The organism is Streptomyces sp. NPDC001714 (genome assembly GCF_042892755.1).
GTDB lineage: Bacteria > Actinomycetota > Actinomycetes > Streptomycetales > Streptomycetaceae > Streptomyces.
In genome coordinates this window covers 66,148-85,922 of sequence record NZ_JBIAUL010000016.1, presented here as the reverse complement: position 1 = coordinate 85,922, position 19,775 = coordinate 66,148, and the positions used below count along the sequence as shown (strand labels likewise).

Annotated in this window: 20 protein-coding genes; 6 read left to right on the top strand and 14 right to left on the bottom strand. The window is 72.3% G+C overall.

What is annotated here, in order from left to right:
- Window positions 1-143 precede the first annotated feature (143 nt).
- Together ACFY0P_RS35395 and ACFY0P_RS35390 are read right to left on the bottom strand one after the other, a co-directional pair.
- Window positions 144-1,364: an acetyl-CoA C-acetyltransferase gene (locus tag ACFY0P_RS35395; protein WP_388922656.1), complete on the bottom strand. Its 1,221-nt coding sequence runs from the start codon at window positions 1,362-1,364 to the stop codon at window positions 144-146.
- A gap of 373 nt (window positions 1,365-1,737) precedes the next feature.
- Complete coding sequence (locus tag ACFY0P_RS35390; RefSeq protein ID WP_388922653.1) at window positions 1,738-2,796, bottom strand: SGNH/GDSL hydrolase family protein; 1,059 nt, start codon at window positions 2,794-2,796, stop codon at window positions 1,738-1,740.
- Window positions 2,797-2,946: 150 nt separating this feature from the next.
- On the opposite strand from ACFY0P_RS35390, the gene ACFY0P_RS35385 reads away from it, so the two are divergent.
- The gene (locus ACFY0P_RS35385) at window positions 2,947-4,338 is read left to right on the top strand and encodes a cystathionine beta-synthase (protein ID WP_366364310.1); all 1,392 of its coding nucleotides are present in this window, start codon (window positions 2,947-2,949) and stop codon (window positions 4,336-4,338) included.
- Between the two features lie 377 nt (window positions 4,339-4,715).
- On the opposite strand, the gene ACFY0P_RS35380 is transcribed toward ACFY0P_RS35385, so the two are convergent.
- Entirely contained in the window at window positions 4,716-5,558 is an 843-nt protein-coding gene (locus ACFY0P_RS35380) for a helix-turn-helix transcriptional regulator (protein ID WP_388922649.1), read from the bottom strand.
- 147 nt (window positions 5,559-5,705) lie between these two features.
- Here ACFY0P_RS35380 and ACFY0P_RS35375 point away from each other — a divergent pair, with 147 nt between their 5' ends.
- On the top strand, window positions 5,706-6,467 hold the full coding sequence (locus ACFY0P_RS35375; protein ID WP_388922646.1) for an SDR family oxidoreductase: 762 nt from the start codon (window positions 5,706-5,708) through the stop codon (window positions 6,465-6,467).
- 29 nt (window positions 6,468-6,496) lie between these two features.
- Here the strand turns inward: ACFY0P_RS35375 and ACFY0P_RS35370 are convergent, their stop codons facing one another.
- From ACFY0P_RS35370 to ACFY0P_RS35345, 6 genes are all read right to left on the bottom strand, one after another.
- Window positions 6,497-6,910, bottom strand: coding sequence for a hypothetical protein (locus ACFY0P_RS35370; protein ID WP_388922643.1), 414 nt, complete (start codon window positions 6,908-6,910; stop codon window positions 6,497-6,499).
- 72 nt (window positions 6,911-6,982) lie between these two features.
- The gene (locus tag ACFY0P_RS35365; RefSeq protein ID WP_388922640.1) at window positions 6,983-7,606 is read right to left on the bottom strand and encodes a carbonic anhydrase; all 624 of its coding nucleotides are present in this window, start codon (window positions 7,604-7,606) and stop codon (window positions 6,983-6,985) included.
- Window positions 7,607-7,741: 135 nt separating this feature from the next.
- Window positions 7,742-8,671, bottom strand: coding sequence for an ABC transporter substrate-binding protein (locus ACFY0P_RS35360; RefSeq protein ID WP_388922637.1), 930 nt, complete (start codon window positions 8,669-8,671; stop codon window positions 7,742-7,744).
- Between the two features lie 11 nt (window positions 8,672-8,682).
- Window positions 8,683-9,345, bottom strand: coding sequence for an ABC transporter permease (locus tag ACFY0P_RS35355; protein ID WP_351716873.1), 663 nt, complete (start codon window positions 9,343-9,345; stop codon window positions 8,683-8,685).
- Window position 9,346: 1 nt separating this feature from the next.
- Window positions 9,347-9,988, bottom strand: coding sequence for an ABC transporter permease (locus tag ACFY0P_RS35350; RefSeq protein WP_388922633.1), 642 nt, complete (start codon window positions 9,986-9,988; stop codon window positions 9,347-9,349).
- Window positions 9,985-11,022 (bottom strand): ABC transporter ATP-binding protein, encoded by a 1,038-nt coding sequence (locus ACFY0P_RS35345; protein WP_388922630.1) that lies wholly within the window; start codon window positions 11,020-11,022, stop codon window positions 9,985-9,987. Before ACFY0P_RS35345 ends, ACFY0P_RS35350 begins: the two co-directional genes overlap by 4 nt.
- 141 nt (window positions 11,023-11,163) lie before the next feature.
- Here ACFY0P_RS35345 and ACFY0P_RS35340 point away from each other — a divergent pair, with 141 nt between their 5' ends.
- From ACFY0P_RS35340 to ACFY0P_RS35330, 3 genes are all read left to right on the top strand, one after another.
- Window positions 11,164-12,672 (top strand): aromatic amino acid ammonia-lyase, encoded by a 1,509-nt coding sequence (locus ACFY0P_RS35340; RefSeq protein ID WP_388922627.1) that lies wholly within the window; start codon window positions 11,164-11,166, stop codon window positions 12,670-12,672.
- A complete protein-coding gene (locus ACFY0P_RS35335; protein WP_388922623.1) occupies window positions 12,669-13,511 on the top strand; it encodes a MurR/RpiR family transcriptional regulator in 843 nt (280 codons plus the stop codon). Before ACFY0P_RS35340 ends, ACFY0P_RS35335 begins: the two co-directional genes overlap by 4 nt.
- Window positions 13,512-13,605: 94 nt before the next feature.
- The gene (locus ACFY0P_RS35330; protein ID WP_388922620.1) at window positions 13,606-14,208 is read left to right on the top strand and encodes a hypothetical protein; all 603 of its coding nucleotides are present in this window, start codon (window positions 13,606-13,608) and stop codon (window positions 14,206-14,208) included.
- 7 nt (window positions 14,209-14,215) lie between these two features.
- Here ACFY0P_RS35330 and ACFY0P_RS35325 read toward each other — a convergent pair whose 3' ends face one another.
- The 5 genes from ACFY0P_RS35325 to ACFY0P_RS35305 all read right to left on the bottom strand — a co-directional run bounded on the left by ACFY0P_RS35325 (window position 14,216) and on the right by ACFY0P_RS35305 (window position 17,868).
- Complete coding sequence (locus ACFY0P_RS35325; RefSeq protein WP_181802458.1) at window positions 14,216-14,590, bottom strand: hypothetical protein; 375 nt, start codon at window positions 14,588-14,590, stop codon at window positions 14,216-14,218.
- Window positions 14,591-14,606: 16 nt separating this feature from the next.
- Window positions 14,607-15,107, bottom strand: coding sequence for a roadblock/LC7 domain-containing protein (locus ACFY0P_RS35320; protein WP_388922617.1), 501 nt, complete (start codon window positions 15,105-15,107; stop codon window positions 14,607-14,609).
- A 31-nt stretch (window positions 15,108-15,138) separates the two neighbouring features.
- Window positions 15,139-15,927, bottom strand: a complete 789-nt coding sequence (locus ACFY0P_RS35315; RefSeq protein ID WP_388922614.1) for a transcriptional regulator — start codon at window positions 15,925-15,927, stop codon at window positions 15,139-15,141.
- Window positions 15,924-16,313: a hypothetical protein gene (locus ACFY0P_RS35310; protein ID WP_046731666.1), complete on the bottom strand. Its 390-nt coding sequence runs from the start codon at window positions 16,311-16,313 to the stop codon at window positions 15,924-15,926. The genes ACFY0P_RS35315 and ACFY0P_RS35310 overlap by 4 nt, the downstream gene beginning before the upstream one ends.
- 172 nt (window positions 16,314-16,485) lie before the next feature.
- Window positions 16,486-17,868, bottom strand: a complete 1,383-nt coding sequence (locus tag ACFY0P_RS35305) for a diaminopimelate decarboxylase (RefSeq protein ID WP_388923191.1) — start codon at window positions 17,866-17,868, stop codon at window positions 16,486-16,488.
- Window positions 17,869-18,032: 164 nt separating this feature from the next.
- On the opposite strand from ACFY0P_RS35305, the gene hutU reads away from it, so the two are divergent.
- The gene (gene hutU / locus ACFY0P_RS35300; RefSeq protein WP_388922611.1) at window positions 18,033-19,697 is read left to right on the top strand and encodes a urocanate hydratase; all 1,665 of its coding nucleotides are present in this window, start codon (window positions 18,033-18,035) and stop codon (window positions 19,695-19,697) included.
- Window positions 19,698-19,775: the final 78 nt, after the last annotated feature.

Genomic DNA, 19,775 nt, shown 5'->3' with positions numbered 1-19,775 from the left:
TCGGAGGGAGATACGTCACATCCTGGGGGAGATTGGATCACAAATCGGCCCGGTGTTCGGGGTTTTCTCGAACACCGGGCCGCGGTGTCACGGTGGGTCCCGTGACGGTCACTCAGGGGTGAGCGGGGGTCGTGCGGTGGGGCTCAGCTGAGGCGCTCGATGACCATCGCCATGCCCTGGCCGCCGCCGACGCACATCGTCTCCAGGCCGAACTGCTTGTCGTGGAACTGGAGCGAGTTGATGAGCGTGCCGGTGATGCGGGCGCCGGTCATGCCGAAGGGGTGGCCGACGGCGATGGCGCCGCCGTTCACGTTCAGCTTCTCCAGCGGGATGTTCAGGTCGCGGTAGGAGGGGATCACCTGGGCGGCGAACGCCTCGTTGATCTCGACCAGGTCGATGTCGTCGATGGTGAGACCGGCGCGGCGCAGGGCCTGCTGCGAGGCCTCGACCGGGCCGAGGCCCATGATCTCGGGGGAGAGGCCGGTGACACCGGTCGACACGATCCGGGCGAGCGGGGTGAGGCCGAGCTCGCGGGCCTTGGTGTCGCTCATGATGACGACCGCGGCGGCGCCGTCGTTCAGCGGGCAGCAGTTGCCGGCGGTGACCATGCCGTCGGGGCGGAAGACCGGCTTCAGGCCGGCGACGCCCTCCAGGGTGACGCCGGCGCGCGGGCCGTCGTCCTTGCTGACGACCGTGCCGTCGGGGAGGGTGACCGGGGTGATCTCGCGCTCCCAGAAGCCGTTCTTGATGGCTTCCTCGGCGAGGTTCTGGGAGCGGACGCCGAACTCGTCCATGTCCTGGCGGGTGACGCCCTTGACGCGGGCCAGGTTCTCGGCGGTCTGGCCCATCGCGATGTACGGGTCGGGGAGCAGGCCGTCCTCGCGCGGGTCGTGCCAGGTGGAGCCGGTCGACGCGGCGGTGGCGGCGGTACGGGCCTGGGCCTCGTCGAAGATCGGGTTCGTGGTGCCCGGGAGGCCGTCGGAGCTGCCCTTGGCGTAGCGGGAGACCATCTCGACACCGGCCGAGATGAAGACGTCGCCCTCACCGGCCTTGATGGCGTGCAGGGCCATGCGGCTGGTCTGGAGGGACGAGGAACAGTACCGGGTGATCGTGGTGCCGGGCAGGTAGTCCATGCCCATCTGCACGGCGACGATCCGGCCGAGGTTGTAGCCCTGCTCGCCGCCGGGGAGACCGCAGCCGAGCATCAGGTCGTCGATGTCCCGGGGGTCCAGCTCGGGGACCTTGGCGAGGGCGGCCTGGATGATCGTCGCGGTGAGGTCGTCGGGGCGCAGGTCCTTCAGGGAGCCCTTGACGGCGCGGCCGATCGGGGAACGGGCGGTCGAGACGATGACGGCTTCGGGCATCTCACGGCTCCATTGGCGTACGGGGGTTGACAGGGGTGCTTGGGAAGTTACCCGTACGTATGTCATCGGTCACCGGTGTCGGGGTGTGACACTGGCCGCACTTTCTAAGCGCTTGCTTGGCCCTCCTGGGAGGGTGCCGAGTTTCGGGTGCGGGTGGGTGGGGGCTGGTCGCGCAGTTCCTCCCCCAGCCTTCGGCTGGGGGTACCCCCAGCGCCCCTCACGGGGCTACATGGCTGCGGGCAGTCGTGCCGCTGGGGCGGCACGGGTGGGCGATGGGGGTCCCCCCGCGCGAGCGAAGCCGAGCGTGGGGGAGGCACCCGGCCAGCGCCGGTGAGCGGCACCCCGCCCCAGCCGCGCCCGCCCCACCGGAGCCCTACTCGGTCGTACCCGCCCTCGACCTCGCCTCCTCGGAAGCCGAGTCGGGTGGGACGGCGGGCGGCTCCACGTGCTGGCGCCGGCGGCGTTTCAGCAGGGCCCACGGTCCGCGCGGCCCCGTCGGCATCGCCGCCGTGACCTCCGTGCCGGCCTCGGCCGCCGCCTCCGCCGCGGCCCGGGCGACCGGCAGGAAGCCCTCGCGGCGGCTGACGTCGGGGCGTTCCTCTTCCGCCGGCCACAGCCCGAGGGCCGCGCAGACCGTCGGCAGCACCGCCATCGCCGCCGTCGCGTAGCCCTCCGCGGAGGGGTGGAAGTTGTCGGGGCCGAACAGCTCGCGGGGGTTGGCCGCGAACTCGGGGCCGAGCAGGTCGCCCAGCGACACCGTGCGGCCGCCCTGTTCCACCGTTCCGATCGTCTGGGCCGCCGCCAGCTGCCGGGACGCCCGCCGGGCCAGCCAGCGCAGCGGCTGTCGTACCGGCTCGATCGTGCCCAGGTCGGGGCAGGTCCCGACCACGACCTCGGCCCCCGCCGTGCGCAGGCGGCGGACGGCCGCCGAGAGGTGGCGGACCGAGCGGGTCGGCGGCATCCGGCGGGTGACGTCGTTGGCGCCGATCATGATCACGCACACGTCGGGGACGGGCGAGGCCGTGCCCAGCACCAGGGCGACCTGGCGGTCCAGGTCGTCGGACTGGGCACCGGGGAGCGCCACGTTGCTGAGCAGCACCGGGCGTTCCGCGACCGCGGCGAGGCCGGACGCCAGCAGCGCGCCCGGCGTCTGGGCGGCGCGGTGCACGCCCTGCCCGGCGGCCGTGGAGTCGCCGAGCATGGTCAGGCGGATGGGCGGCTCACCGGAGGTCTCGTATCCGACGCCGTAACGGCCGTCCGCCGTCGGCACCCGGCCGCCGCTGTTGCCGTTGTGCACCGCGGTCCTGGCCATCCGCACCTCGGCCAGCACCAGGCCCACCGCGGCCGCGCCGACCAGCCCGACCCCGCCGCCGCCGTACGCCGCCCCGGCCGCGATCCGCCGGGCCACCCGCGCCCTCGACATGTTCGTCATGCGTCGCCGCCACCTCCTCGTTGCCGCTCATCCACTCCTTGCCCCGTACAGCCCGTGCGTCAATCTCAACGGGGAGTGAACCTCAGGAGCGGGGCCTTAGGCTGGCGGCACAATTAGGACCACACCTTTTGCAAGCAACCGGAGACAACGGTGCGATTCCACGACTCGATGATCAGCCTCGTCGGCAACACCCCGCTGGTGAGACTCAACAGCGTCACCCAGGGCATCCAGGCCACCGTGCTCGCCAAGGTCGAGTACTTCAACCCGGGCGGTTCCGTGAAGGACCGCATCGCGCTGCGGATGATCGAGGCCGCGGAGAAGAGCGGGGAGCTGCAGCCCGGCGGCACCATCGTCGAGCCGACCAGCGGGAACACCGGTGTCGGGCTGGCGATCGTGGCCCAGCAGAAGGGGTACAAGTGCATCTTCGTGTGCCCCGACAAGGTGAGCACCGACAAGATCAACGTGCTGCGGGCGTACGGCGCCGAGGTCGTCGTCTGCCCCACCGCCGTCGACCCGGAGCACCCGGACTCGTACTACAACGTCTCCGACCGGCTGGTCCGCGAGACGCCCGGCGCGTGGAAGCCGGACCAGTACTCCAACCCCAACAACCCTCTTTCGCACTATCACTCGACCGGCCCCGAGCTGTGGGAGCAGACGGAGGGGAAGATCACCCATTTCGTGGCGGGCGTGGGGACCGGCGGCACCATCTCCGGCACCGGGCGCTACCTGAAGGACGCCAGTGACGGCCGGGTCCAGGTCGTCGGCGCCGACCCGGAGGGCTCCGTGTACTCCGGCGGGTCCGGGCGGCCCTACCTCGTCGAGGGCGTCGGCGAGGACTTCTGGCCCACCGCATATGACCGGACCGTCGCCGACGAGATCGTCGCCGTGTCGGACAAGGACTCCTTCCAGATGACACGGCGACTGGCCAAGGAGGAGGGCCTGCTCGTCGGCGGCTCCTGCGGCATGGCCGTCGTGGCCGCGCTGCGGGTGGCCGAGCGGCTCGGCCCGGACGACGTGGTCGTGGTCCTTCTCCCGGACAGCGGCCGTGGCTACCTCAGCAAGATCTTCAACGACGAGTGGATGGCCGACTACGGCTTCCTGGAGGACGAGGGCCCGAGCGCCCGCGTCGGCGACGTGCTCAGCGACAAGGCCGGTGCCACCATCCCGTCCCTCGTCCACATGCACCCGGACGAAACCGTCGGGCAGGCCATCGAGGTGCTGCGCGAGTACGGCGTCTCGCAGATGCCCGTCGTCAAGCCGGGCGCCGGCCACCCGGACGTGATGGCCGCCGAGGTCGTCGGCTCGGTCGTCGAACGCGAGCTGCTCGACGCGCTGTTCAGCAAGCGCGCCTCCCTGGAGGACCCGCTGGAGAAGCACATGTGCGCCCCGCTGCCCCAGGTCGGCTCCGGTGAGCCGGTCGGGGACCTGATGACGGTGCTGGGCGCGGCCGACGCCGCGATCGTCCTCGTCGAGGGCAAGCCCACCGGCGTGATCAGCCGACAGGACCTGCTGGCCTTTCTCGCCAAGGGCGGCAAGCAGTAGCGAACGTCCGGTGAACGGCCCGTGACCCCGCGGAACTTGCTGTTTCCTGTCCAAGCGGTGGACTTCGCGGAAGTGGTACGAGCGTGTCACGTGCGCGCAGCACCCGCTTAACACGGGTCCGGCAGATTAGTGGGTGTCGGCAGGGCGGGAGCGGCTCCCCGCCTCGGCCGACACCGAACGTCCAAGGACCTCCGGAGCGGCTCCCGGACCTCCATGGACGCCCGGACGTGAGACCCGGCCCTGACCCGGTCCATGTCCCTCGCGGGGACCGCCGTCGTCCCGCCCCCCGTTCACGGGGGTGCGGCGGTCCCCGCGCCCCTTTTTGCGCCTGAACCGGCGCCGCTCCCGCGGACCTGGTTGCTCGCCGTCGTGGTTACTCAATTAGTGGTTGCGGTTGTGGTCGCTTTCCAACTCCCCAGCAATGTGAGCCGTTCCGCCGTCTCCGAGCCCGGTTCCGGGGTGTACGCCACGATCGTCTGGTCCGGGTCCGTCGGGACCGTGAGGGTCTCGTAGGGGAGGGTGAGCAAACCCGCGACCGGGTGCTGGATGCGCTTCGTGCCGTACGCGCACTCCTTGACCTCGTGGTCCGCCCACAGCCGGCGGAAGTCCGCGCTCTTCAGGGAGAGTTCGCCGACCAGCGCGGCCATCCGGGGGTCGTCGGGGTGGCGGCCCGCGTCGATGCGCAGGTTGGCGACGGTCTGGGCGGCGACGGCGGCCCAGTCGGGGTAGAAGCCCGCGGCCGCCGGGTCGAGGAAGACCTGGCGCGGGATGTTCCGCTCGCCCGGGGCAAGGGCGCTGAAGCCGTTCACCGCGTCGCCGAGCGCGTTCCAGGCCAGCACGTCCATCCGGCGGCCCAGCACGAACGCGGGCGTCCGCTCCATGCCGTCCAGCAGCAGTTGCACGCCGGGGCGGACGCGGGGGCGGGCCGGGCGCGCGGTGCCGGCCTTCTTGTGCGGGCGGGCCACCGTCAGCAGATGGGCGTGCTCGGTCTCGTCCAGGCGCAGTACCCGGGCGATGGCGTCGAGGACCGCGTCCGAAACGCTCGGGCCTCTGCCCTGCTCCAGGCGGATGTAGTAGTCGACGCTGACCCCCGCCAGCTGCGCCACCTCCTCGCGGCGCAGGCCCGGTACGCGGCGCCGCCCGTGCGAGGGCAGCCCCACCTCCTCGGGCTGGATGCGGGCGCGGCGCGAGCGCAGGAAGTCTCCGAGTTCCCCGTCCATGGGTTCGATCGTAGGGGAGTCGCGTCCTTCCAACCTGGTTCTGCCAGACCCAGGAAAAGCTCAGCCCTGGGTAGGCCGCCCGGCTCCGGCGAGTGTGGAGACACGCCACCGGGGCGGTCCCGGCGGCACTTCACCAGGGAGTAGCTCATGTCGTACGACAACCTGTCCGGCCGTACCGCCGTCGTCACCGGCGCCGCCAGCGGGATCGGGGCGGCCGTCGCCCTCCGGCTCGCCGGGTCGGGGGCCCGGGTGGCGCTGCTCGCCCGGCGCGCGGACCGGCTGGAGACGCTCGTGGCGAAGATCCGGGCGAACGGCGGGGAGGCCCTCGCCGTAGTCGCCGACGTCACCGACGACGCCTCCGTGCAGGCCGCGGCCGACGCCGTGCACGCGGCCTACGGGCGCGTCGACCTCGTCGTCAACAACGCCGGCGTCATGCTGCCCAACCCCGTCGACGACGGCCGGATCGACGAGTGGCAGCGCATGCTCGACACCAACGTCACCGGTGTGCTGCGGGTGCTGCGGGCCTTCACCGGGGACCTGGTGGCGGCCGCGGCCGAGGGCCGTACCGCCGATCTCGTCAACGTGTCGTCCATCGGCGCGCACCTCGTCTTCCCGACGTTCGCGGTGTACGGCGCCACCAAGGCCGCCGTCACCTTCCTGTCGCAGTCCCTGCGCGCCGAGTTCGGGCCGCGTGACGTGCGGGTCACCAACGTCGAGCCGGGTCTGACGGACACCGAACTCGGCACGCACATCGACGGCGAGGAGCTGCGCGAGCAGGTGGCGGGCATGTTCGACGGGATGGGCGCGCTGGCCGCCGAGGACCTCGCCGACCTGGTCGGCTACGTGGTGAGCCGCCCCCGGAACGTCAACCTGCGTCAGGTCGTCGTCCAGCCGACCCGGCAGGTGTGACCCGGCCCGGCCTCGGCTCCGGCCCCGGGTCAGTCCTCGTGGTCGCGGCCGGCCCGGTGGAACAGGCCGGGGTTGAGGCGGACGGCCTGGGTCGCGTTGACGCCGACGATGCCGATCCAGGTGACGAACACGCCCGTCATGCCGCCGAACGCGCCGCTGATCGCCGAGAGCGGGATCGCCAGCACCAGCGACACGATCCCGAAGCCGAAGCGCTCGCCCCAGGAGTCGGTGCCCCTCGGCCTGCGGGCCCCCCGGGCCGCCTGCATCTGCTGCTCGGCCAGGCCCCGGCGCAGCCGGCGTTCCACCGCGGTGTCGATCCGCTGGTCGATCTTCTCCAGGAAGGAGTCGACCAGTTCCGACTCGTACTCCGGCCCCAGGTCCCTGCGGGCGTGCAGGGTGGCGGCGAGGTCCTTCTTCAGATCGGTGTCGTGAACGTCCGTCATGGCGTCCACCGTAGGGGCCGCGGCAGCCCGTCGCACTGGGGAAATCCCCCGCATCCGGCGGGGGGTCCGCCCTCAGGGCAGCAGCGACACCAGCCCGCTGCCGGCGTCGAACCGGGCCGCGACCACCGACGCCCCCGCGAACCCGGAGTCCGCCCGGATCGCGTCCCGCGCCCACACCGTCTGGGCCCGCATGGTGTGCTCGGCCCAGTCGCCGGGCAGCGTCCTGGTGCGGCGGGCGGCCGGTGCGATCTCCTCGACGAGGAGTTCCAGGTGAGCGGGGACGGGCGCGCCCGTGCGCAGCCGGGCGAGGGTGGCGGCGACGGCCCCGCAGCCCTCGTGACCGAGGACCACGACCAGCGGGACGCGCAGTTCCTGCACGCCGTACTGGAGGGAGCCGAGCACCGCCTCGTCCAGCACCTGCCCGGCCGTCCTCATGCTCAGCAGGTCGCCGGGGCCCTGGTCGAAGACCAGTTCCGGCGCGGCGTCGGAGTCGACGCAGCCGAGCACCACCGCGAACGGGTGCGGCGCGGCGGTCCGGCTCCGGCGGGCGCGGCCGGTGGCGTACCGCCGGTTGCCCTGGAGCAGTTCGTCGAGGGCCGCGCTCGCCGAGTCGGGGACGACGGCCGCCGGCGAGAGGGCGACGGCCGGCGCGCCGACGGCGGTGGCCGTCGGAAGGGCCGTGGGGTTCGGGGCCATGACGCTTCCTCAGGTGCTGGCGCTGATGGTTCTCATCACTGTACGCGGCGGAAACGTTACGTTCAGTATTGATTTAACGGCTCTTGGCCGGATCATCGCCCGCGCGATACCGAGCCGGTGGGCGGTTTACGGCGGTCAGGCCAGCCCGTGCTGCTTCGCGTACGCGGCCGCCACGTCCTCCGGGTCCTTCTTGTCGTTGTCGACCTGGCTGTTGAGCTGGGTGAGCTGCTCGGTGGTGAGGACGTTGCCGAGCCGGGCGAGGGCCTTGCGGACGGTGTCGTCGGCCTTGCGGTCGGCGATCAGCGGGACGATGTGCTGGCTGGGGATCAGGTTCTTCGGGTCGGCCAGCACCACCCAGCCGTTGGCGGCGATGTCGGTGTCGGTGGTGAACAGGTTCGCCACGTCCACGTCGCCCTTCTTCAGCGCGCCCTTGACCAGCGGCCCGTCCGAGTCGAGCGACTTGAACTCCTTGAACTCGACGCCGTACACCTCCTGCAGTCCGACGGCGCCCACCCGGCGCTTCTTCACCTCGGGCGCGGCCCCGATGACCAGCTTGCCGTTCTGCTTGGCGAGGTCGGCGAGGGAGGTCAGGCCGTACTTCTGGGCGGTGGCCCGGGTGACGACGAAGCAGTCGGAGTCGGCGGCCTGTCCGTACGGCAGCACCTGGAGGCCGGCGGGCAGCGCCAGGGTGAGGGCGTTCTGCATGGTGCCCGGCTCGGCGGAGGCGTCCTTGGGGGCGAGGTAGTTGAGGAGGGCGCCCTGGTACTCGGGCAGCAGGTCGATGTCGCCCGCCTTGAGCGCGGGGATCACGATCTCCCGGGTGCCGAGGTTCGGGCGCACCTTCACCTTGACGCCGGCCTTCTGCAGCACGGCCGCGTAGAGGTAGCCGAGCACCTGGTTCTCGGTGAAGTTGGCGGTGCCGATGGTGATGCCGCCCTTGCTGGAGCCGCCGCCGGCGGTCGAGCCGCTGCTCTCGTTCAGGGAGGTGATGCCGCTGGAGCAGGCGGCGAGGGCGGGGACGGAGCCGGCGGCGAGCAGGCCACCGAGGAGGGTACGACGGTTCATGGGCGGGTTCCCTAGGCGGTGCGGTGGCGGAAGAGGAAGCGCTGGAGGGTGCTCAGGAGCAGGTCCAGGACGACGGCGACGAGCGCGACAAGGACCGCGCCGCCGAGCACCTGGACGAGGTCGCGCTGGGCGAGTCCGTCGAAGACGTAGCGGCCGAGGCCGCCGAACGAGACGTACGCGGCGATGGTCGCGGTGGCGACCACCTGGATGAGCGCGAGGCGCAGGCCCGTCATGATCAGGGGGAGGGCGAGCGGCAGTTCGACCTGGAAGAGCACCTGGTGGCCGCGCATGCCCTGGCCGCGGGCCGCGTCCTTCACGTCCGGGTCGACGGCGGTCATGCCGGCGTAGGTGTTGGTGACGATCGCGGGGACCGCGAGGGCGACCAGCGCGACGTACACCGGCAGCATCGACAGGCCGCCCGCGAGGAAGACCAGTACGACCAGGCCGACGGTCGGCAGGGCACGGCCGAAGGACGCCAGGTTGATGGCGAGGAAGGCGCCCTTGCCGGTGTGGCCGATCAGCAGGCCCAGCGGGAGGCCGATCGCGGCGGCGATGAGGGTCGCGAGGAGCGAGTACTGGAGGTGCTCGGCGAGGCGGTGGGCGATGCCGTCCTGCCCGGCCCACTGGGAGCCGCTGGTCAGCCAGGTGCCGAGGTTCTTGAAGAGTTCGAACATGTCAGGCTCGCCTCCGCCGCCACGGGGTCAGTACGTACTGGAGCGCCACCAGCAGCGCGTCCGCGACCACCGCGAGCAGGATCGTGAGGACCACGCCCACGATCACCGGGGTCGGGAAGTCGCGCTGGAAGCCGTCGGTGAAGAGCTGGCCGAGGCCGCCGTCGCCGATGTAGGTGGCGACGCTCACCAGCGAGATGGACATGACCGTGGCGATGCGGACGCCCGCCATGATCACGGGGAGGGCCAGCGGGAGTTCGACGGTGAGGAGGGTGCGCAGCGGGCGGGCGCCCATCGCCTTCGCCGCCTCCTTGGTCTTCGCGGGGACCGAGTCCAGGCCCTCGACCGTGTTCCTGAGCAGCACGACCAGCGTGTAGACGGTCAGGCCGATGACGGTCGTGGTCCGGGTCAGGCCGCTGACCGGGAGCAGCAGCACGAAGATCGCGATCGAGGGGATCGTGAAGAGCACGTTGGACAGGCCGAGCAGGAAGCCGCGCAGCGGGCGGACCCGGTGGGCGACCACCGCGAGCGGCAGCGAGATCACCAGGCCGAAGAAGACGGCGGTCATCGCGGCCTGGAGATGCGAGAGGGTGAGGCTGGTGAGGTCGTCGGTGTGGTCGCCGATCCACGACCAGTCGACGGTCATGCCGCCACCACCCGGGCCGCGCTGTGCGCCTGGCCGGCGTGCACGTGGATGTCGTCGCGGGACGAGACGCCGGTGAGCCTGCCGTCCGCGTCGACGCGGGCGACGAGCCCGGTCGGGGAGGCGATCGACTCGTTGAGTGCCGAGAGCAGGGAGTCGTCGTCCGTCAGCGGCCGTACGGGAAGTTCGGCGTCCTTGGAGGCCCAGTGCAGGGGCTTGCCCGCCGGGTCCAGGGCGAGGGTCCAGGCAGTGCCTTGGGGCGCCGGGCCCTGCGGGACCTCGGCGAGGGTCTTCAGGGAGAGCAGCTTCAGGCCGCGCTCGGCGCCGAGGAAGTCGGCCACGAAGTCGTCGGCCGGACGGGCCAGGAGTTCCTCGGGCGGAGCGCACTGGACCAGGTGGCCGCCGGTGCGGAAGATCGCGATCCGGTCGCCGAGCCGGACCGCCTCGTCGATGTCGTGGGTGACGAACACGATGGTCTTGCTCAACTCCTTCTGGAGCCGGAGCAGTTCGTCCTGGAGCTGGGTGCGGACCACCGGGTCGACCGCGCCGAACGGCTCGTCCATCAGCAGCACCGGCGGGTCGGCGGCGAGAGCGCGGGCCACGCCGACGCGCTGCTGCTGGCCGCCGGAGAGCTGGTGCGGGTAGCGCTTGCCGGCGTCGGCGGCGAGACCGACGGTCTCCAGGAGTTCGGCGGCGCGGGCGCGGGCCTTCTTCCGGTTCCAGCCGAGCAGCAGCGGGACGGTGGCGACGTTGTCCAGCACCGTGCGGTGCGGGAAGAGGCCGGCCTGCTGGATGACGTACCCGATGGACCGGCGCAGCTCGGCGGCGTCCTGCTCGGTGACGTCCTTGCCGTTCACCTTGATCGTGCCGGAGGTCGGCTCGACCATCCGGTTGATCATCCGCAGGGTGGTGGTCTTGCCGCAACCGGAGGAGCCGACCAGGACGGTGACCCCGCCCTCCGGCATCTCCAGGGAGAGATCGTGGACTGCTGTCGTGCCGTTGGGGAAGCGCTTGTGGACCGCATCGAACTGGATCATGAGATGTCCCTTGCCCGGCTGTATAACGTCATGCAGAGTTCTCGGTAGGTGAATAGGTTGTCAACGGTCTCGCGTTAATCCGAGGTAACGGATGACCGGCAGGCAAGATCGAGTGTCCGGATTGAGGGAGGTTTGGGCGTTATGTCGTCTCGTATCTTGGACACTCCCGGAATAGCGCATTCCGGCCTGGTGGTCCTCGACGGCGTCGGCATGGGCGTCGAGGACGTCGTACACCTCGCCGACGGCACCGCCCGCCCGGTTCCGGGCACCGACGCGATGCGCCGTGCGGAGGAGTCCTGGAACGCGGCCCGGCAGATCGCCGCGACCGGCCGCGTCTACGGCCGTTCCACCGGCGTCGGCGCCAACCGGAACGAGGACGTGCCCACCGAGGCCGCCGCCGGACACGGACTGCGGCTGCTGCGCAGCCACGCCGGGGCGATCGGCGACGAACTGCCCGCCCGCCAGGTCCGCGCGATGCTCGCGGTGCGCGCCAACCAGTTGCTGGCCGGCGGAGCCGGACTGCGGCCGAGCGTGGTCACCGCCCTGTGCGAGGCGCTGGAGTCCGGCGCCCATCCGGTCGTCAACGAGTTCGGCTCGGTGGGCACCGGGGACATCGCGGCGCTGGCCCAGATGGGCCTCGCGCTGGCGGGGGAGCACCCCTGGCGGGGCTCCGGGGCACCGGCGGCCCAGCCGCTGGACAACAACGACGCCCTGGCTCTGATCAGCAGCAACGCCCTCACCCTCGGCCAGTCGGCGCTCGCCCTGCACGAGCTGCGCGGGCTGATCGAGGCCACCCAGGTGGTGGCGGCCCTGTCGCTGCTGGCCGTCGACGGCTCGCACGAGGCGTTCGCGGCGCCCGTGCACGCGGCCCGCCCGCACCGGGGGAGCGTCGAAGTCGCCCGCCGGATGCGGGAGCTGATCGGCGCCGCCGACCGGCCGACCCCGCCGCTCGGCCGTATCCAGGACCCGTACGGCTTCCGCTGCCTGCCCCAGATCCACGGCCCGGCCCACGACGCCGCCGACGCCCTGGAGGGGGTGCTGGCGATCGAGATCAACGCGGCCGCCGAGAACCCCCTCATCTCACCCGAGGACCTGGCCGCCTACCACCACGGCGGCTTCTACCAGGCCCAACTCGCCCTCGCCCTGGACCACTTCCGGCTAGCCGTCACCCAGGTCGCGCGCCTGTCCACGTCCCGGCTCTCCTCCCTCAACGAGCCCGCCTTCACCCGCCTGCGCCCCTTCCTCGCCGACCACGAGCCCGCCTCCTCCGGCGTGATGATCCTGGAGTACGCCGCCGGCGCCGCCCTCGGCGACCTTCGCGCCTTCTCCGCACCCGCCTCCCTCGGGCACGCTGTACTCTCCCGAGGCGTCGAGGAGCAGGCCAGTTTCGCCTCGCTCGCCGCCCGTCAAACGCTGCGCGCCTGCCGTGCGTACCGTCTGGTGGTCGGCTGCGAACTCGTCGCCGCCGTACGGGCGCTGCGCCAGCGCGAGCTGCGTCCCGACCCCGGGCTCGGGGCGGGGCGGGCGCTGGAGCTCGCCGAGGCGGCGCTCGAGGCGGACCCGGCCGACCGGCCGCTCACGGACGACGTCACGGCGGCGGCCGGGCTGCTCGACCGGTTCACGGACATCTGGAGGGGGAGCACGTCATGAACGTGACCGACAGCCCTGCGACTCGCTTGCAGGCGCTCTTCGAAGGGCACCGGCTCACGCCGACCCAGCGGCGCATCGCGCACAGCATGGTGCGGCGCGCCGCCGACGTGCCCTTCCTGTCCAGCGTGGAGCTGGCCGAACTTGCCGGGGTCAGCCAGCCCTCCGTCACCCGCTTCGCGGTCGCCCTCGGCTTCGACGGCTACCCGGCCCTGCGCAAGCACCTGCGCGAGGTGGTCCCCGCGGAACAGGCGGCCGGGAACGGGTCGTACAACGAGTACCAGCAGGCCGTCGAGGCCGAGATCGAGAACCTGAGGCACCTCGCCGAGGTGCTCGCCGACCCGCGCCCGGTGCAGCAGGCCGGCCGGCTGCTCGCCGCCTCCCGGCCGCTGCCGGTGCTCGGACTGCGCGCCGCCGCCTCGCAGGCGTACGGCTTCGCCTACTTCGCCGCCAAGGTGCACCCGGACGTACGCCTGCTCAACGAGGGCGGCACGATGATCCACGACCGCATCGACGCGGCCGTCCTCGCCGGTGCCTCGGCGCTGCTGTGCTTCGCGCTGCCCCGGCATCCGCGCGAGGTCGTCGACACCCTCGGGTACGCGAAGGAGGCCGGGCTGACCGTCGTGACCGTCGCCGACTCCGCCTTCGCGCCCGTCGCCAAGGTCTCCGACCTGCTGCTGCCGGCCGCCGTCGGCACCGGCCTCGCCTTCGACACCGCGTGTGCGCCGATGCTGCTCGGCCGGGTGCTCCTGGAGGCGATGTGCGACGACCTGCCGGACGCGCAGGCCCGCCTGGAGGAGTTCGACACGCGGGCGGCGGCGCGCGGGCTGTTCGTGGAGTGAACCCTCACCGAAGGGCTCTTTAAGACTCGTCTCACGTTCGCTGGTTAGCGTCCGCCATACGGACTGGACCGACACCGGCGAGGAGGCTGCGGACATGGCGCGTGCGGGACGAGGGGTACGAGGCGGACAGGGCCTGGCCCGGGTGGCCGTGGTCGTACGGGCCGGGGCCGCGCCGCTGTGGTGGTCCGGGGTGTTCGCCGCGGGCGTCGGGGTGCTGCCGCCGGGGTTCACCGGACGCCGCATCGGCGTCATGGCCGGGGCCGCGCTCTTCGTCGTCGGCGCCGTCGTCGTGGCGCTCACCCGCCGCAAGCGGTACACCGCCCTGGTCCACGGGGCCGCCCGGGCCGGCAAGCACGACGTGCTCCAGGACCGGGCGGTGACCGTGCGGAACTGGCGCCGGGGGCACCGCTGGTGGCTGCTGCTGGCCTTCGCCGTCGCCCTCGGCTCGGCCTTCGTGGTGCCCGCGGCGGGCGGCATGCTGCTCGCCGGGACCGGCACCGGGCTGCGCCTGAAGGCGGCCTGGCTGGGCCGCCGGGAGAAGGCCGGCGAACAGCTGGTGTGGCTGCGCGTCGACTGGCTCGACAAGCGCGGCGGCCGCCCGGCGGGCAAGGCCGTCAAGGCGTACCGCGGTACCGGCGTCGCGGCGGGCGACGCGGCCCCGGGCGGGGCGCGCCGCCGCACCGCGGCGCTGGTGTGAGGTCCGGTCAGACCTCCAGGTCCTCTTCGATCCGCTTCAGCTGGTGCCGGGCCATCGCCAGGTTGGCGCGGGACTGGTCGAGCACCAGGTAGAGGAAGAGGCCGTTGCCGCCCCGGCCCTTGAGCAGCCGGATCAGGTGGTACTGGTTGGAGAGCGTGATCAGGATGTCCTCGATCTCGCCCTTGAGACCGAGGTGCTCCATCGTGCGCATCTTGGCGCGGATCACGTCGGTGTTGCCGGCCGCGGCCACGTTCAGGTCGAAGGACTTGCTGCCGCCCATCGTGCCCAGCGCCATCCCGCTGGTGTAGTCGACGAGCGCCACGCCGGTGGCGCCTTCGATGGAGGTGAGGCACTCTTTCAGCGCGGTTTCGGTGTTGGCCATGACTTTCTGGTTCCTTTCAACTGTCGGTTGCGGTGCGCGCGTCGGTGGTGGTGCTGGTCCGTGGCGTGCGCGTGGTTCTGGTCCGTGTGGTTGTGGCGCGGGCCGGGCGCAGGGCCTTGGCGGCGGCCTCGGCGGCGTCGACCACCTCGCCGATCCGGGCGGCGGCCCGGCGGCCCTCCAGGTGGAGCCGGCCGACGTTCACCCGGTCCTCGGCGAGCAGGGTGAGCACGGCGCTGCGGCCGGCGGCGTAGGTGGCGACATAGCCGTCCTCGCCGCGCACCAGCAGCTCCTTGAGCTCACCCTTGCCGGTGGCGTCGGAGACCCGCACGGCGACGCCGAGCTCGGCCGCGGTGAGCGCGGCGAGGCCCTCCGGATCGACGCCCGGGCAGTCGTGGGCGACGACCAGGCCGTCGACACCGGCCGCGAGGGCGCCGGTGAGCTGGGGCATCCGGGTGCGTAACCGGCGCAGTTCGTCGAGGACGGCTTCTCTGTCGGAGCTGCCGGGTTCTGCCGCCATCAGCTGTCTCCTCTCGGCGGGGCGGTGCCGTTCAAAGGGCCTCCAGCGCATCCCTGAGCCTCTTCAGCAGCGCGATGTCGGGGTCGGTGACCGGGGGAAGCGGGGGCGGGACGGGCGCGGTGTTCCTCGGGGCGAGGAGTCCGGCCGCCGCCAGCCGCCGTACGTCCACCAGCGTGTGGAAGGCCGGTCTGCCCAGCTCCCTGGCGATCTGCGGGGCGGTGCGGACACCGTCCACCCGGTCCAGGACCGCCCGCTGCCGGGGGGTGACCGGTGGCGGTGCGACGGGGTCGGCGCGGATCAGCGGGGTGCCGTCCGCCGACGGGTCGGGCCAGATGCGGTGCAGCAGCTCGCGGCGGCGCAGGGTCTCGCGCTCCAGGGCGGCGACGGGGACCGTGGGCAGCGGGCCGGCGGCCGTGGTGCCGTAGCGGAACCGGCCCGGGGTGCTGCTGGGCGCCAGCGCGAAGTACCCGGCGTCGTACAGGGCGCCGAGGCGGCACAGCTCCAGGGCGCCTCTCGGGAGCAGGCCGGCGGCGAGCAGCCGGTGGGCGGCGGCGGGTATGTCGTCGGTCCAGGGCCAGACCGCCGGGTCGAGCGTGCCGCGGGCCGTGAGGAGCACGTCGAGGCCGGGGGCGAGGAGGCTCTCGGCGTGCACCACGCGGCCCTCGGCCAGGTGCAGGGTGCCGTGCTCGCGGACCAGGACACCGGTGGCCCGCTCCTCGGCGAGGCGTATCAGCATCGGTGAGAGCGCGCCCGGTGCTCTCACGTGCTGGGCCGTCCGGTCCCGGACCGGCAGCGGCGGGGGCGTTTCGACCACGGTCATCCCAGCACCAGCCGCTCGGCCATCTCGCCGAGCCGGATCCGGGCGAGGGCGAGATTGCCGTCCTCGCGGGTCAGCCACAGATGCAGGAACACGGTGGCGTCGAAGGACGTGACCACGAAGCGCAGCAGGTGGTAGCTGTCCCGGTTGCTGACGATCAGGTCCTCCACCGGAGGGCTCACCTCGGTGTCGTCCTCCGTGCTGAACGCCCCGTGCTCGGCGGCCAGCCGGGCCAGCTCGGCGGCCTCCGCGGCGGTGGTCTCGTGGTCACCGCCGGGCGCCTCCCCGACCGTGCCCAGGGCCAGCCCGCTGGTCCAGTCGACCAGAGCGGCGCCCCGGGCACCGGGCAGTCGCATGGCTTCCAGTAAGCACTCGTCGATTCCGGGCACCGTGGCTCCCCTCCCGCCGCGTGGCTCTCCGGTTGAGTGACGCAGACACTACGCAACGTGTGCGGGAGGGGTGAGTCGTTTGGCATTTTCCAGTGGAACATGCGTCCGGCAGGCTAGTGTTGGTCAACTGGGCTGCTTTTCACACCAGTTGATCGCCGCTGTCCGAGGTGTCTCAACGGCTCCCGGTTGCGCGCAGGGTGGTGAGTGCGTCGGCGTGCGCCCCTCCGGATTCGGCCACGACCTCGGCGACCGTCTGCGGCTCCCGTACGACGGCGAACGCCACGCCGCCGTCGCCGTCCGGCGCGAAGCCGTAAACCCCTGGCCGGGCAAGGGAGTTGTAGGAGTAGTGGCTGCCGAAGTAGTACGCCCCGGTGTCCAGCGCCGCCGCGAGGTCCCCCTGTTCCAGGGGTGGCAGCATGCGCGCCTCGGCGAGCAGGTCGCCCGAGAAGCAGGCGGGCCCCGCCACGTCCTGTTCCACCGGGGCGCCCTCCTTGGGCCGCCCCTTCGCGTCGTACGCGGCGATCCTGAGCGGCCACGCCCCCGGCACGTACACCGTCCGCGGCGCCACCTGCACCCCCGCGTGCGTCACCGCGATCCGCCGCCCGCCGGAGCTCTTCGCGTACTCCACCCGGGCCACCACCGTGCCGTGCCGGGCCAGCAGCGACCGCCCGAACTCCGTGACCAGCCCGTACCGCCCGTCGAACAGCCCCGGCACCGCCTCCGCCAGCAGTCGCGCGTACTGCGCGTGCGTCGGCTCCGTCGCCTCGGAGGCGAAGTTGACCGAGAGCCCGCCCCCGATGTCGAGGGTGTCGACCTGGTGCCGCCCCACCCGCGCGTTGATCTCCTCGGCGAGTGCGTACGCCTCCGCCACGCCCCGTGCCAGCAGCGGCAGCGGGATCCCCTGCGACCCGGTGTGCGCGTGCAGCCGTGTCAGCCACGGCCGCTCCGCGAACGCCTGGACGACCCACTCCCGGGCCCCCGCGTCCCGCAGCCCCACCCCGAACTTCGAGGTCGCCGTCGCGGTGGAGGTGGCCCCGATCGTCCCGGCCCCGATCTGCGGGTTCACCCGGATCCCGAGCGGCGAACGGGTGGGGCCGGCGTGCCGGAGCGCGTCGATCCTGGTGAGCTCCTGCGGGTTGTCCGCGTTCACGGCGACGCCCAGCGCCAGCGCCTCGCGCAGCTCCGCCTCCGTCTTGGCGGGCGCGTCGAACACGATCCGCTCCGCGGGCACCCCGGCCGCCCGCGCCAGCGCCAGCTCGCCCGCGCTGGCCACCTCGGCGCCCAGGCCGGCCTCGGCCAGCAGCCGCACCACCGGGACCAGCGGGTTCGCCTTCACCGCGAAGGCGTGCAGGATCGCGGTGCCGGGCGCCGCGACCGCCTCGAACGCCCGGCGCAGTGCCGCGGCCGACGCGCGGATGCCCCGCACGTCCAGCAGGCCTACGATCGGCGCGTCCGGCCCCAGCAGTCCCTGCTCCACCGCCGCCCGCACGGCGTCGTCCCGCCGCCCGACCCGCTCACCGTCGTCCTCGTGTCCGTCCACCGTGTCCCCCGACATGTCGTCGTCCACATCCTCAAGGCCCATAAGTCCAGCGAAACATCCGGAATCCGGCAGCGCTGCCGGACCAATGTATTGACTAGTTCTATTCAGCGAGCCAGGATGTGAATAACCGCAGGAACACTTCGCTGGCCGTTGATCCCTGATCAGCTAGGAGGCAGACCATGTCAGGACCCCGCCCCGTACGAGCACCGCGCGGTACGGAACTGAGCGCCCTGGGATGGCAGCAGGAAGCCGCCCTGCGGATGCTGCAGAACAACCTGGACCCCGAGGTCGCCGAGCACCCCGACAAGCTCGTCGTCTACGGCGGCACCGGCAAGGCCGCCCGCGACTGGCGCTCCTTCGACGCCATGGTCCGCACCCTGCGCACCCTCAAGCAGGACGAGACCATGCTGGTCCAGTCCGGCCGCCCGGTCGGCGTGATGCAGACCCACGAGTGGGCGCCGCGCGTCCTCATCGCCAACTCCAACCTCGTCGGCGACTGGGCCAACTGGGAGGAGTTCCGCCGCCTGGAGGCCCTCGGCCTGACCATGTACGGCCAGATGACCGCCGGCTCCTGGATCTACATCGGCACCCAGGGCATCCTCCAGGGCACCTACGAGACCTTCGCCGCCGTCGCCGCGAAGAAGTTCAACGGCACCCTCGCCGGGACCATCACCCTCACCGCCGGCCTCGGCGGCATGGGCGGCGCCCAGCCCCTCGCGGTCACCATGAACGACGGCGTCGCGATCTGCATCGACTGCGACCCGCGCGCCATCGAGCGCCGCATCGAGCACCGCTACCTCGACGTGAAGGCCGACAGCCTGGAGCACGCCCTCCAGCTGGCCACCGAGGCCCGCGACGCCCGCCGCCCGCTCTCCATCGGCCTGCTGGGCAACGCGGCCGAGCTGCTGCCGCGGATGCTCGCCGAGGGCGCCCCGATCGACATCGTCACCGACCAGACCTCCGCGCACGACCCGCTGTCGTACCTGCCGGTCGGCGTCGCCTTCGAGGACATGGCCGACGCCGCCGCCAAGGACCCGGCCGGCTTCACCACCCGGGCCCGCGAGTCCATGGCCCGCCACGTCGAGGCCATGGTCGGCTTCATGGACGCCGGGGCCGAGGTCTTCGACTACGGCAACTCCATCCGCGGCGAGGCGCAACTGGCCGGATACGAGCGGGCGTTCGCCTTCCCCGGCTTCGTCCCCGCCTACATCCGCCCGCTGTTCTCCGAGGGCAAGGGCCCCTTCCGGTGGGCGGCCCTGTCCGGTGAGGCCTCCGACATCGCCAAGACCGACAAGGCGATCCTCGACCTCTTCCCGGAGAACGAGTCCCTGCACCGCTGGATCAAGCTGGCCGGCGAGCGGGTCCACTTCCAGGGCCTGCCCGCGCGCATCTGCTGGCTCGGCTACGGCGAGCGGGACAAGGCCGGCGAGCGGTTCAACGACATGGTGGCGAGCGGCGAGCTGGCCGCGCCGCTGGCGATCGGCCGCGACCACCTCGACTGCGGCTCCGTGGCCTCCCCGTACCGCGAGACGGAGGCCATGCTGGACGGCTCCGACGCGATCGCCGACTGGCCGCTGCTGAACGCGATGGTCAACGTGGCTTCCGGCGCGTCCTGGGTCTCCATCCACCACGGCGGCGGGGTCGGCATGGGGCGGTCCATCCACGCGGGCCAGGTGACGGTCGCCGACGGTACGAAGCTGGGCGGGGAGAAGATCCGCCGGGTGCTGACCAACGACCCCGGTATGGGTGTCATCCGGCACGTGGACGCGGGGTACGACATCGCGGAGTCGGTGGCCGAGGAGCGCGGGGTTCGGGTGCCGATGCGCGAGGGTGACGACGCGTGACGAAGGGCGGGGACTCTTCGATGGGGGCTGAGGTCTCGTCGCCGGCTGCGGGTGCGGCTGTGCCCACCCTCCCCCACT